Below are 12,123 nucleotides of genomic sequence, written 5' to 3' on the forward strand. Positions count from 1 at the left end.
CTCTACGTTTCACCGTCGAATCGCTTCGACGCGGTTCGTCGAAGCGATTCGACGCAGCGTTCGCCACCCTTCCGACCCCCGTGGAGGTCCCTTCAATGTCGAAGGCGCGCAGCCGAACAGTCGTGACCGCGATGGCCTTGGCAAGCGCCCTGCTCCTCGCTTCGTGCGGGAGTTCGGGCGGCTCGACAGGCGACGGCAAGACCCTCAAGCTCTGGCACTACGAAGGCCCCGACAGCGCGATGGGCATCGCCTGGAACCAGGCGATCGCCGAATTCAAGAAGACCCACCCGGGCGTCAAGGTGGAGTTCGAGGCAAAGGGCTTCGAGCAGATCCAGAAGACCGCCTCGATGGTCCTCAACTCCGATGACGCACCGGACGTGATGGAGTACAACAAGGGCAACTCCACCGCCGGGCTGCTGGCCAAGCAGGGACTGCTCACCGACCTGACCCCCGAAGTCACCAAGTACGGCTGGGACAAGCTGCTCAGCCCGAGCGTGACCACCACCAGCAGGTACAACACGCAGGGCGTGATGGGGTCGGGCGACTGGTACGGCGTCCCGAACTTCGGCGAGTACACGATGGTGTATTACAACAAGGACCTCTTCGCCAAGAACGGCGTCAAGGTCCCCACCACGCCCGAGGAGTTCACCGCCGCGCTGGCCGCCTTCAAGGCCAAGGGCATCACCCCGCTCGCCGACGCGGGCGCCGAGTACCCCGCCCAGCAGTACCTCTACCAGCTGGCGCTGACCAAGGCCGACCGCGCCTGGGTGAACGCCTACCAGCTCTACCAGGGCAAGGTGGACTTCCACGACGCGGCCTGGACCTACGCGGCGAACACCTTCGCGGACTGGGTCGCCAAGGGCTACCTCGCCAAGACCGCCAGCGGCGCCAAGGCCGAGGACGCCGGCGTCTCCTTCATCAGCGGCAAGTACCCGATCTTCTTCTCGGGCAGCTGGTGGTACGGGCGGTTCAAGACCGAGAACAAGTTCGCCTGGGGCTCGTTCCTGTGGCCCGGATCGAAACTGACCCTCGGCTCCGGCGGCAATCTCTGGGTCGTTCCCAAGAAGGCCAAGAACAAGCAACTCGCCTACGACTTCATCAACATCACCATGAAGCAGGGCATCCAGAACACCCTCGGAAACAACGGCGGCATTCCGGTGGCGGCCTCTCCCACGGCCATCACCGACCCGGCCTCGAAGACGCTGATCGAGAACTTCAACAAGATCTCCGCCGCCGACGGCCTCGCCTTCTACCCCGACTGGCCGGTGCCCGGCTTCTACGACGACCTCGTCTCCGCCGTCCAGAAACTCCTCACCGGCAGCGCGAAGCCGGACCAGGTACTGGACGAGTTGCAGAAGGCGTACGACGCGGGTGCGCCGAAGTCATGACCGCCCGACGCCACCAGCCGGCGAGCACCTACCCGCTCTACCTGATACCCGGGGCCGTCGCCTTTCTCGCGGTCATCGTCTACCCGTTCGCGCTGAACGTCTACTACAGCTTCACGAACTGGCAGGGGGTGGGCTCGCCGAGCTGGGCGGGGCTGGCCAACTACCGGCAGCTGATGAAGGATTCGCAGTTCTGGCAGTCCTTCCAGCACAGCCTCGCCATGGTGGTGGCGATGGCGGTCGTCCCCACCGTCATCGGGCTGGTGGTGGCCGCCGCCCTGTTCGACTTCGTCGCCAAGCACTTCGGGTCGAAGCTCGCCGCCGTCCTGCGGGCCTGCTTCTACCTGCCCCAGGTGCTGCCGATCACGGTGGCGGGCATCGTCTGGAGCTGGATACTCGCCCCCGAGAACGGCTCGCTCAACGAGCTGCTCAAGGCGGTGGGCCTGGGCGGGCTGCGGCAGGACTGGCTGGGTGACCCGCACTTCGCGCTGTACAGCGTGATGGCGGTCATGGTCTGGGTCCAACTGGGCTTCCCCGTGGTCATCTTCATGTCGGGCCTGCAACGCGTCGACCCGGCGCTGCACGAGGCCGCCGAACTCGACGGCACCTCCTGGTGGCAGCGGTTCTGGCATGTCACGCTGCCCCAACTGCGCCCGGAGATCTACGTGGTGATGCTCTGGTGCACCATCGCGGCGCTCAAGGTCTTCGGCGCGGTCTACGTCCTGACCAAGGGCGGGCCCGCCGACGCCACGGACGTCCCGTCGTACTTCTCTTTCGCGACCTTCTTCGAGAAGACCCAGGTGGGATACGGATCGGCGATCGCGACCGTCATGACCGTGCTCATCCTCGCGCTGACGGTGGTCGGTCTGAGCTTCCAGACCCGGGCGGAGGACGCACGGTGAACACGGTGAAGCGCTTCCCCGCGCTGACAGCGATCGCCCTGGGCGCCGTCTTCATGGTGCTGCCCCTGCTGATCGTGCTGGACAACGCGCTGAAGTCGCCCGGCGACTACTCCGCCCACGGCCCGCTCTCCTTGCCGCACGGGATCTACCTGGACGGCCTGAAGAGCTTCTGGACCCGGGTGGACTTCGGCCGGGTGCTCCTCAACTCCACGCTGATCTCAGGGTCGGTGGCCCTGGCGGGCGTCCTGCTGTCGGTCCTCAACGCCTACGCGATCGGCATCGGCCGGATCAGGGGCCGCGCCTGGATACTCGCCTTCTTCGTGCTGGCGAACGTCCTGCCGCAGGAGGCCCTGGTCTATCCGCTCTACTACCTGTCCAAGCAACTCGGCCTGTACGACACCCGGTTGAGCCTGGTCATCGTCTTCAGCGTCATCCAGTCGGCGTTCGGCACCTACCTGCTGTCGTCGGTGCTGGGCGCGTTCCCCCGGGAGATCATCGAGGCGGCCCGGATCGACGGCGCCAACAGCTGGCAGGTGCTGTGGCGGATCGTGGTACCGGTCAGCCGGTCCACGCTCGGCGTCCTGATGGTGTTCTTCTTCATCTGGACCTGGAACGAGTTCCTGCTGCCGCTGGTGCTGCTGCCGTCGAACGACAACCAGACGGTGTCGGTCGCCCTCGGGGTGCTCCAGGGGCAGCGGTTGATGGACGCGACGATGACGAACGCGGCCGGCCTGCTCGGCGCGCTGCCCGCCATCGCCTTCTTCCTGGTCTTCCAGCGGACGCTGACCCGCGGCATCGCCGTGGGCGCGGTCAAGTGAGGCGAGGGGCCGCCGGCACCGCCCGCGGCCCCCGCCCTCCGCACCGCCACGTCCGCCGCGCCACCCCGCCACCCCACCCCGCCACACCCACCACCTTCGCCGTATCACCCCAGCCTGCCCCGCCCCACCCTGCCCGCGTGCGGGTGGCCCTACCAGGAGAGGCCCTGACGATGAAGTTCACCGACGGATACTGGCTGCTGCGCGAGGGGGTCACGGCCGCCTACCCGGCCCAGGTGCTCGACGCCACCGCCGGCGAGGGCACGTTGACCGTCCACGCGCCCACCCAGCCCGTCCGGCACCGCGGCGACCTGCTCAAGGGCCCGCTCGTCACCGTCGACTGCACCGCGCCGATGCCGGACGTGATCGGCGTCCGCGTCACGCACTTCGACGGCGGGCACCCCAGGAGCCCGCGGTTCACGGTCGCCGGCGCCGACCACGAGCCCGTCGCCGCCGTCTCCGACAGCGAAGCCACCCTCACCTCGGGCGCGTTGAGCGTGCGCTTCGGCCGGGGCGAGGAGTGGACGATGGACTTTCTCGCCGGCGGCCGCACCCTGACCGGCAGCGGCCGGAAGTCCATGGGCTTCATGGAGACCGCCGACGGCCACCACTACGTCCGCGAGCAGCTCCGGCTCGACGTCGGCACCAGCGTCTACGGACTCGGCGAGCGGTTCGGGCCGCTGGTCAAGAACGGCCAGAGCGTCGACATGTGGAACGCCGACGGCGGCACCAGCAGCGAGCAGTCCTACAAGAACATCCCGTTCTACCTCACCGACGCCGGCTACGGCGTCTTCGTCGACGACCCGGGCCGGGTCTCCTTCGAGGTCGCCTCGGAGCAGGTCTCCCGGGTCGGCTTCAGCATCGAGGGCCAGCAGCTCCAGTACTACGTCATCCACGGCCCCACCCCCAAGGAGATCCTGCGCAAGTACACCGCCCTGACCGGCCGTCCGGCGCTCCCGCCGGCCTGGTCCTTCGGCCTGTGGCTCACCACCTCCTTCACCACCTCCTACGACGAGCAGACCGTCACCGGCTTCGTCGAGGGCATGGCGGAACGCGAACTGCCGCTGTCGGTCTTCCACTTCGACTGCTTCTGGATGCGCGAGTTCAACTGGTGCGACTTCGTCTGGGACCCGCGGGTCTTCCCCGACCCGGAGGGAATGCTGCGCCGGCTGAAGGAGCGCGGGCTTCGGATCTCGCTGTGGATCAACCCCTACATCGCCCAGCGCTCCCCGCTGTTCGCCGAGGGCAAGGCGGGCGGCTACCTGCTCAAGCGGCCCGACGGCAGCGTCTGGCAGTGGGACCTGTGGCAACCCGGCATGGCGCTGGTGGACTTCACCAACCCCGACGCGCGCGCCTGGTACGCCGGCAAGCTGGAGGCGCTGCTGGCGATGGGCGTGGACTGCTTCAAGACGGACTTCGGCGAGCGGGTCCCCACCGACGTCGCCTACTTCGACGGCTCCGACCCCGAACGCATGCACAACTACTACGCGTTCCTGTACAACCGGACCGTCTTCGACGTGCTGCGCGAGCACCGCGGCGACGCGGAGGCCGTGGTGTTCGCCCGCTCGGCGTCGGCCGGCAGCCAGCAGTTCCCGGTGCACTGGGGCGGCGACTGCGAGTCGACCTGGGTGTCCATGGCCGAGTCGCTGCGCGGCGGGCTCTCGCTGGGCCTGTCCGGCTTCGGCTTCTGGAGCCACGACATCGGCGGCTTCGAAGGGCGGCCGGACCCGGGGCTGTTCAAGCGCTGGATCGCCTTCGGCATGCTCTCCTCGCACAGCCGCCTGCACGGCTCGTCCTCCTACCGGGCGCCGTGGCTGTTCGACGAGGAGGCGGTCGACGTGCTGCGCGCCTTCACCCGGCTCAAGCACCGCCTGATGCCGTACCTCTACCAGGCCGCCCACCAGGCGCACGTCGACGGCGTCCCGGTGATGCGCGCGATGGTGCTGGAGTTCCCCGACGACCCCGGGTGCACCCACCTGGAGCGGCAGTACATGCTGGGCGGCGACCTGCTGGTGGCGCCGGTGCTCTCCCCCACCGGCGAGGTGTCGTACTACGTGCCCGACGGCACCTGGACGCATTTCAGCACCGGCGAGCAGGTCACCGGGCCGCGCTGGGTGCACGAGACGCACGGCTACCTCAGCGTCCCGCTGCTGGTGCGCCCCGGCGCCGTCGTCCCGGTCGCCGCGGCCGGCGACCGTCCGGACCGGGTCTGGGCCGACGACATGACGCTGCGGGTGTTCCGGCCGGCCGACGGCGAGCGCAGGACGGTGCGCGTGCCGCGCCCGGACGGCGGCGCCGCGGTCGAGGTCACCGTCGTCCGGGACGGGGACGCGCTGCGGGCCGAGACCACCGACGCGTCGCTGCCGTGGGGCGTGGAGGTGGTGGGTGGGCCCTCGGTCCGGGCCGCGGCCGGAACGGGTACTGTCACCATCGATCTGTCCGGCTTCTGATGGAAGCCCGCAGGGTGGGCCGCCGGCCGAGGGAGTGCCATGGTCAAGATCACTGACGTCGCGGCGCACGCGGGCGTCTCGCCGAGCACCGTCAGCTACGCGCTCAGCGGCAAGCGCCCGATCTCCCAGGAGACGCGGCTGCGGATCGAGCAGAGCATCCGCGAGTTGGGCTACCGGCCGCACGCCGGCGCCCGTTCACTGGCCAGCAGCCGGGCCCGGGTGCTCGCGCTCGTGCTGCCGCTGCGCAAGGGCATGCACCTGCCGGTGGTCATGCAGTTCGCGACGTCGGTGGTCACCGCGGCGCGGGACTACGACCACGACGTGCTCCTCCTCACCCAGAGCGAGGGTGAGGAGGGGCTGGTCCGGGTCTCCGGAAGCGCCATGGCGGACGCCTTCGTCATCATGGACGTGGAGTTGAACGACCGCCGGCTGCCGCTGCTGCGCACCTTGGACCAGCCGTCGGTGCTGATCGGTTACCCGGCCGACCCGACCGGTCTGACCTGCGTCGACCTGGACTTCCAGCAGGCCGCCGAGGCCTGCGTCGACCATCTGGCGGCGCTCGGGCACCGCCGGGTCGCGCTGATCGGCTCGCACCCCGAGGTCTACGTCCGCGAGACCGGGTTCGCGCGGCGGGTGGCCACCGGGTTCACGGCGGCCGCCGACCGGCACGGCCTGCTCTCCTCCATCCACCCCTGTGTCGACACCCCGGTCGCGGCCCGCACCCTCGCCGAGCGGCTGGTGCGGGAACAGCCCGATCTCACCGGCGTCGTGGTCCACAACGAACCGATCGTGCACCCGCTCATCGACGCGCTCACCGCACTCGGGCTGCGCATCCCGCAGGACATCTCGGTCGCGGCGATCTGCCCCGACGAGATCGCCGAACCGGCCGCGACCCCGATCACGTCCGTCTCCATCCCCACCGCCCAGGTCGGCGCCCGCGCGGTCGACCTCCTGATGTCCAAACTCCAGGGCCACGAAGTCCCCGAGACCACCATCCTCCCCACCCACCTCATCCCCCGCGCCACCACGGCCCCACCCCCGGCCGCGACCGCGACCCTGTGAGACGGTGCCGGGGTGATCACCGTCGTCGAAGGGCCGAGCGCCGCGGGCAAGAGCACCCACGCCGGCGCGTTCCGGCCGGCGCTGGTGGTCGGCGAGCACCCAGGCCACGTCACGCCGGACGCGACGGCGAGCCTTGAGGAGCAGAGCGCCTTCTGGGTCCGGCGGAACGAGGCACGCTGGGCCCGCGCGCTGCGCACGCAGGCCGCGCACGGTCTCGCCGTGTGCGACACGGACCCGTTGAAGCTGCACTACGCCTGGACCCTGGCGCGCGCCGGACAGAGCTCGGCGGCGGACGCGTTCGCACGCCAACTGCGCCTGACGCGGGAGGCGATCACCCGGCGCCGCCTCGGCGCCGCCGACCTCGTCGCGTGTGTCGTGCCCTCCGAGGCCGCGCTGCGGGAGCGCCGGGCCGGCGACACCACCCGGCGCCGTCGCCACTTCGAGTCGCATCTCCGGCTGGCCGGCCCCCTCGCGGAGTGGTACGCCGCGCTGGAGGCCACCGACCCCGGGCGCGTGATCCGGCACTGGCCGGAGCGGACCCACCCGCTGGTGCGGCGCGCCCACTACGACGTGGATCTCTTCGACGCCTGGATGGCACGGCTCCCGAGCCTCTGAGGTCACAAGGCGCCGCAGCGGTGCGACGGGAACTCCGGCGGCCGGTCGGCGGCCGCGGTGAGCTGACGTGCCAGGTCCCGGAGGGATTGGCGTAGTTCGTCCGGACTGTGGACGGTGAAGGGCCATTCCAGGGAGGCGAGGAGCCGGGCCATGCCGTCGAGGCGGTCCGCCCGGGCCCGCATCAGGACACCGTCGGGCCGGGGCGTGAGAGTGGCGGTGCCGTTCGGCAGCCGCCGCGCGAGCTCACCGAGGGGGCCGTCGACGAGGACTTCGACCTGCCAGCGGTAGGGCGCCTGCGCAAGGGTGGCGGTGAGGTGGGCGACCGGGTCGAAGCCCGCGGGCAGGGTGAAGGTCGCGTCTCGGGGTGCGACGGAGGCGATCCGGTCGATCCGGAAGGTGCGCAGGGCGCCGCGGAGGTGGTCATGGCCGATGACGTACCAGCGCGCGTCGTGGAAGACCACGCCGTAGGGGTCGAGGACGCGTTCGCTGTGTTCCTGGCGCCAGGACCGGTAGCGCAGGGCGACGCCGTGGCGGGAGCGGGACGCCTGAGCCAGGGTCAGCAGGACTCCGGTCGCGGGGAGTTGCGCGGTGACGGTGCCGGCGGTGAACGACAGGGCGTCGCGCATGGCGGCGAGCGGTTCCCGCACCGTCTGCGGCAGTACCCGCTCGATCTTGGCCAGAGCGCCGGCGCCGGCGCCGGCGGTGCCGCTCATGCCCAGCCGTTCTCCCGCGAGCAGGCCCAGGACGACCGCGAGGGCCTCGTCATTGGTGAGCACCAGGGGCGGCATCCGGTAGCCGCGAGCCAGCCGGTAGCCACCGTAACGGCCGCGATCGGACTCCACCGGGATGCCCAACTCCCGCAGGTGCGCCGCATATCGGCGCACGGTGCGGACGTCGGTGCCCAGCCGGTCCGCGAGTTGGGGGCCGGTGAGTCCCGGGTGGGTCTGGAGGAGTTCGAGCAGGGCGAGCACACGCGTCAGAGGGTGAGACATGGATCACTCGCAAAAGCAGGGCGGGAACTGTCCTGCATCGACCCTACGCTCCGTCCACCACCACGGATTCCACCACCTCGAACGGGAGAAGACCCATGGCTACCTTCGTACTCGTCCCCGGCGCCTGGCTGGGCGCCTGGGCCTGGGAGGGCACCACCCGCGCGCTGCGCGAGCGGGGCCACACGGTGCTGCCGGTGACGCTGACGGGACTCGGCGAACGCGTCGGCGAGGCGACTCCGGAGACGAACCTGGACACCCACATCGACGACATCGTCGCGGCCGTCGACCAGCACGACCTGCACGATGTCACCCTGGTGGCGCACAGTTACGCCGCTGCGCCCGTCACCGGGGCCGCCGGGCGCCTGGGATCGCGGCTGGAGCGTCTGGTCCACCTCGACAGCGCCCCGCTCGCCGAGGGCATGCGCATGCTGGACCTCGTGCCGCCGCAGGTGGCCGAGCAGTTGGGCAAAGAGGTCGCCGACCACGGGGAGGGGTGGCGACTGCCGCTGCCGCGCTTCGAGGCCCTCGGCTCGTTCGGCAGCCTGGAGGGACTCGGCGAGGAGCAGCGCCACCTCATGCGCGCGCAGGCGGTTCCCCAGCCGTTCGGCACCTACGAGCAGCGGCTCACCGGTCCCGTCGCCGTCGGCCCCGCGGTGGATCGTGTCCTGGTCGCCTGCGACGACTTCAGGACGCTGCTGGAAGCCGGGGTGCCGATGCTGGCGTTCCTCGACCAGCCGCCGTGGCGACGAGTCGACATTTCCACCGGGCACTGGCCCATGCTGTCCGCCGCCACCGAACTCGCCGAGGTCCTCCACACAGCCGTCTCCTGACGCGCCGCGGGCCCGCGAGCCCGCGGCGCGTCCGACGCCGACGCAGCACGTGCTCCGCCCGCTGGACGCCTGGAGCCGGTGACGGCCGGCGGAGATCCACCGGCAGACCGTTGATCCTGTGTGATCGGGCCGGGTCAGCGGGGAGACTGGTGGAGTGGACCAGACGAAGGAGATCGTGGCGCTGGTCGGGCACGTGCTGGGCCCGGCCGTCGTCGGCAGCTACCCGCACGGTTCCACCACCCTCGGCGGTCTCCGCCCGGCCGGCGACGTGGACGTGCTGGTCGTCTCCCGGCGGCGGATGTCCGACCCGGAGCGGCGGGCGCTGCTCGACGGCCTGCTCGGGATCTCCGGGTCCCCGAACGGCGCCCGCCCGGTCGAACTCACCGTGGTCGTCCACTCCGAGGTCACCCCGTGGCGCCCCGCGCCGACCTGCGACTTCCAGTACGGCGAGTGGCTGCGCGCCGCGTACCTGGCCGGGCAGGTGCCCCGCCCGGAGCCGATGCCCGATCTCGCGCCGCTGATCAGCATGGCCCTCGCCGGCGGCCGCGCCCTCACCGGTCCGCACCCCGCGCGGGTCCTCGACCCGGTCCCGCACGCCGACCTGGTCCGGGCGAGCGTGGCCGGCATCCCCGGCCTGATCGAGGACTTGGCGGCCGACACCCGCAACGTGCTGCTGACCTTCGCCCGTATCTGGACCACGCTCGGCACCGGCGAGATCAGGTCGAAGGACGCCGCCGCCGACTGGGCGCTGGCGCGCCTCCCGCCCGAACACCGCCCCGTCCTCGAACACGCCCGGCAGCTCTACCTCGACCGCACATACGCCGAGGAGCGGTGGAGCCCGACGCTGCGGGCGCGGGCCCGGCCGCACGTGGACCATGTGCGCGGCGAGATCGACCGGTTGCGTACCAGGGCCCCGCGCATCCAGCGGACCTAGCGGACCTAGCGGACGGGAGAGCGCGCACCCGGGGGCCGGAATCCCGACCTCGGCGCCGTTTTCCGCACGTCAGAACCCGGCCAGGTCCCCGCCGCCGGCTGCTACGGTTGGCCTGCCGGCCAGCAGGGGAACCGCGGCGGCCCGACCACCATCCGCAACGGAGCCGCCACCCATGCCGTCCACTCCCGCCCTCGCCGTGCCCTCGCCCGCGCAGATACGCGGTGCCGTCCGGGGCACGTACATCGCCTTCACGGGTTGCGGTCTCGCGTTCGCGAGTTGGGCCTCGCGGATTCCGCAGGTCCGCGACCACCTCCACCTCTCCCCCGCGCGGCTCGGCCTCGTGCTGCTCGCCATCGCCGCGGGCTCGCTGATCGCGCTGCCGATGGCCGGGCCGGTCATCCACCGCATCGGCACCAGGCGCACGGTCGCGGGCATGTCGGTGCTGCTGTCCGCGGGTCTGGCCACCGTCGCCGTCGGGTACCCCAGCGGCCCGATCCCGGTGGTGGCCGGGCTGTTCCTGCTCGGTTTCGCCACCGGCGCGTGGGACGTGGCGATGAACGTGCACGGGGCGCTGGTCGAGAGGCACCTCGGGCGGTCGATCATGTCCCGCTTCCACGCCGGCTACAGCCTCGGTACGGTCGCGGGCGCGCTGATCGGCGCGGGGATGGTCGCCCTCCATGTGCCGGTCACCGCGCACCTGTTGCTGGCCGCGGCGGCCGTCGCGGTGGCCGTCCCCTGGGGGACCCGCGGCTTCGTGTCCGACCGTTCCCCGGTCGAGGAGCCGTCCGACGTGCCGTCCGAAGCTCCCTCCGACGAGCCCGCCCCCGCCGCGCGCAGCGCCCTGGCGGCATGGCGCGAACCCCGTACGCTGCTGATCGGCGTCTTCGTGCTCGCCTTCGCCTTCGCCGAGGGCACCGGGAACGACTGGATCGGGATCGCCACCATCGACGGCTACGGCACCTCGGCGCTGGTCGGCACCCTCGCGTTCGCCGCGTTCCTGTCCACGATGACGCTCGGCCGCTGGTTCGGGCCCACGCTGCTCGACCGCCACGGCCGGGTGCCCGTCATCCGCGTGCTGGCCGTGCTCGGCATCGCGGGCACGGTGCTGTTCGTGTTCGCCCCCGCCACGCCGCTGGCGTTCGTCGGCGCGGTGCTGTGGGGACTCGGTGTCTCGCTGGGCTTTCCGGTCGGCATGAGCGCGGGGGCCGACGAGCCGCAGTACGCCGCCGGCCGGGTCAGCGTCATCGCGTCCATCGGCTACTGCGCGTTCCTCGCGGGCCCGCCCTCGATCGGTCTGCTCGCCGACCACATCACCATCCTGCGGGCGCTCACCTCCGTCGCCGTCCTCCTCGGTATCGCCGCGGCGATCACCGCGGCCGTCACCCCGCCGCAGGGCGTCGTGGCCTCCTCGCCCGCGCAGCCCGAACAGCCCGAACAGGTCGCGCAGCCCGGGCAGCCCGGGCAGGTCACCGACAGCGACAGCGCGGCCGCTTCGTGAAGGGCCGCCGGCCGCCCTCCCTACACTGGGTCGCATGCCCGAAGACGTGACGCTCGCCCCGATCGTGGTCGAACCCGACCCCAGCTGGCAGGCGCGGGGACTCGCCCTCGCCGACGAACTGCGTGCCGTGCTCGGGCCGTCGGCGCGGTACGCCGAGCACATCGGCAGCACAGCGATCCCCGGCATGGCCGCCAAACCGGTCTTCGACCTGCAGGTCACCGTCGACGATCTGCGGGCGGCGGAGCGCGCGTTCGACCGGCCCCTGGCCGACCGGGGTTTCCAGCGGGCCCCCTACCAGCACGACCACGTTCCCGCCGGGCTCGACGACGACCGGGAGCGCTGGACGAAGCGACAGTGGTCACGGCGCGGCACCGCGGGCGAGGACGTCAATCTGCACGTCCGCCTCTTCGGAGCCCCCAACGAGCGGCTCGCCCTGCTGTTCCGCGACTGGTTCCGGGCCCACCCGGAGGCGGTCCCCGGCTATGCCCGCTTCAAGAGCGTGCTCGCCGGCACCGTGAACGACGTCGGCACCTACGCCGACGTCAAGGACCCCGTGGTCGACCTCGTCATCGCGGTCGCCGAGTCCTGGGCCACCGCGACCGGTTGGACCCCGCACGCCGACGCGAGCCCCGGAGCGTAG

At 71.4% G+C, this 12,123-nt stretch carries 11 protein-coding genes; 10 read left to right on the forward strand and 1 reads right to left on the reverse strand.

What is annotated here, in order from left to right; genetic code table 11:
* The first annotated feature begins 95 nt into the window (after nt 1–95).
* The 6 genes from ACIPAE_RS29565 to ACIPAE_RS29590 all read left to right on the forward strand — a co-directional run bounded on the left by ACIPAE_RS29565 (nt 96) and on the right by ACIPAE_RS29590 (nt 7,229).
* Nucleotides 96–1,388 (forward strand): extracellular solute-binding protein, encoded by a 1,293-nt coding sequence (locus ACIPAE_RS29565; RefSeq protein ID WP_402449252.1) that lies wholly within the window; start codon nt 96–98, stop codon nt 1,386–1,388.
* Nucleotides 1,385–2,287, forward strand: a complete 903-nt coding sequence (locus ACIPAE_RS29570) for a sugar ABC transporter permease (RefSeq protein WP_366412935.1) — start codon at nt 1,385–1,387, stop codon at nt 2,285–2,287. Before ACIPAE_RS29565 ends, ACIPAE_RS29570 begins: the two co-directional genes overlap by 4 nt.
* A 53-nt stretch (nt 2,288–2,340) precedes the next feature.
* Nucleotides 2,341–3,105, forward strand: a complete 765-nt coding sequence (locus ACIPAE_RS29575) for a carbohydrate ABC transporter permease (RefSeq protein WP_329374520.1) — start codon at nt 2,341–2,343, stop codon at nt 3,103–3,105.
* A 170-nt stretch (nt 3,106–3,275) separates the two neighbouring features.
* Nucleotides 3,276–5,552, forward strand: a complete 2,277-nt coding sequence (yicI, locus tag ACIPAE_RS29580; RefSeq protein WP_402449256.1) for an alpha-xylosidase — start codon at nt 3,276–3,278, stop codon at nt 5,550–5,552.
* 39 nt (nt 5,553–5,591) lie between these two features.
* Complete coding sequence (locus tag ACIPAE_RS29585) at nt 5,592–6,614, forward strand: LacI family DNA-binding transcriptional regulator (RefSeq protein WP_402449258.1); 1,023 nt, start codon at nt 5,592–5,594, stop codon at nt 6,612–6,614.
* 12 nt (nt 6,615–6,626) lie between these two features.
* Nucleotides 6,627–7,229 carry a hypothetical protein gene (locus ACIPAE_RS29590; RefSeq protein ID WP_402449260.1) on the forward strand — a complete coding sequence of 201 codons (603 nt, stop codon included), beginning with the start codon at nt 6,627–6,629 and terminating at the stop codon, nt 7,227–7,229.
* 2 nt (nt 7,230–7,231) lie between these two features.
* Here the strand turns inward: ACIPAE_RS29590 and ACIPAE_RS29595 are convergent, their stop codons facing one another.
* Complete coding sequence (locus ACIPAE_RS29595) at nt 7,232–8,221, reverse strand: helix-turn-helix transcriptional regulator (protein WP_402449262.1); 990 nt, start codon at nt 8,219–8,221, stop codon at nt 7,232–7,234.
* Nucleotides 8,222–8,316: 95 nt separating this feature from the next.
* Here ACIPAE_RS29595 and ACIPAE_RS29600 point away from each other — a divergent pair, with 95 nt between their 5' ends.
* The 4 genes from ACIPAE_RS29600 to ACIPAE_RS29615 all read left to right on the forward strand — a co-directional run bounded on the left by ACIPAE_RS29600 (nt 8,317) and on the right by ACIPAE_RS29615 (nt 12,123).
* Nucleotides 8,317–9,051, forward strand: coding sequence for an alpha/beta fold hydrolase (locus ACIPAE_RS29600; RefSeq protein ID WP_402449264.1), 735 nt, complete (start codon nt 8,317–8,319; stop codon nt 9,049–9,051).
* A 154-nt stretch (nt 9,052–9,205) separates the two neighbouring features.
* Entirely contained in the window at nt 9,206–9,985 is a 780-nt protein-coding gene (locus ACIPAE_RS29605; protein ID WP_402449266.1) for an aminoglycoside adenylyltransferase family protein, read from the forward strand.
* A gap of 172 nt (nt 9,986–10,157) precedes the next feature.
* Nucleotides 10,158–11,483 (forward strand): MFS transporter, encoded by a 1,326-nt coding sequence (locus ACIPAE_RS29610; RefSeq protein WP_402449268.1) that lies wholly within the window; start codon nt 10,158–10,160, stop codon nt 11,481–11,483.
* Nucleotides 11,484–11,517: 34 nt separating this feature from the next.
* The gene (locus ACIPAE_RS29615; RefSeq protein WP_402449270.1) at nt 11,518–12,123 is read left to right on the forward strand and encodes a GrpB family protein; all 606 of its coding nucleotides are present in this window, start codon (nt 11,518–11,520) and stop codon (nt 12,121–12,123) included.

Source organism: Streptomyces sp. NPDC087270, assembly GCF_044744625.1.
Lineage (GTDB): Bacteria > Actinomycetota > Actinomycetes > Streptomycetales > Streptomycetaceae > Actinacidiphila.

What these genes read in the sequence shown, in the direction of transcription:
- yicI (WP_402449256.1), top strand. Translation starts at nt 3,276, where the DNA reads ATGAAGTTCACCGACGGATACTGGCTGCTGCGCGAGGGGGTCACGGCC.
- ACIPAE_RS29585 (WP_402449258.1), top strand. Translation starts at nt 5,592, where the DNA reads ATGGTCAAGATCACTGACGTCGCGGCGCACGCGGGCGTCTCGCCGAGC.
- ACIPAE_RS29600 (WP_402449264.1), top strand. Translation starts at nt 8,317, where the DNA reads ATGGCTACCTTCGTACTCGTCCCCGGCGCCTGGCTGGGCGCCTGGGCC.
- ACIPAE_RS29615 (WP_402449270.1), top strand. Translation starts at nt 11,518, where the DNA reads ATGCCCGAAGACGTGACGCTCGCCCCGATCGTGGTCGAACCCGACCCC.
- ACIPAE_RS29570 (WP_366412935.1), top strand. Translation starts at nt 1,385, where the DNA reads ATGACCGCCCGACGCCACCAGCCGGCGAGCACCTACCCGCTCTACCTG.
- ACIPAE_RS29575 (WP_329374520.1), top strand. Translation starts at nt 2,341, where the DNA reads ATGGTGCTGCCCCTGCTGATCGTGCTGGACAACGCGCTGAAGTCGCCC.
- ACIPAE_RS29610 (WP_402449268.1), top strand. Translation starts at nt 10,158, where the DNA reads ATGCCGTCCACTCCCGCCCTCGCCGTGCCCTCGCCCGCGCAGATACGC.
- ACIPAE_RS29565 (WP_402449252.1), top strand. Translation starts at nt 96, where the DNA reads ATGTCGAAGGCGCGCAGCCGAACAGTCGTGACCGCGATGGCCTTGGCA.
- ACIPAE_RS29595 (WP_402449262.1), bottom strand. Translation starts at nt 8,221, where the DNA reads ATGTCTCACCCTCTGACGCGTGTGCTCGCCCTGCTCGAACTCCTCCAG.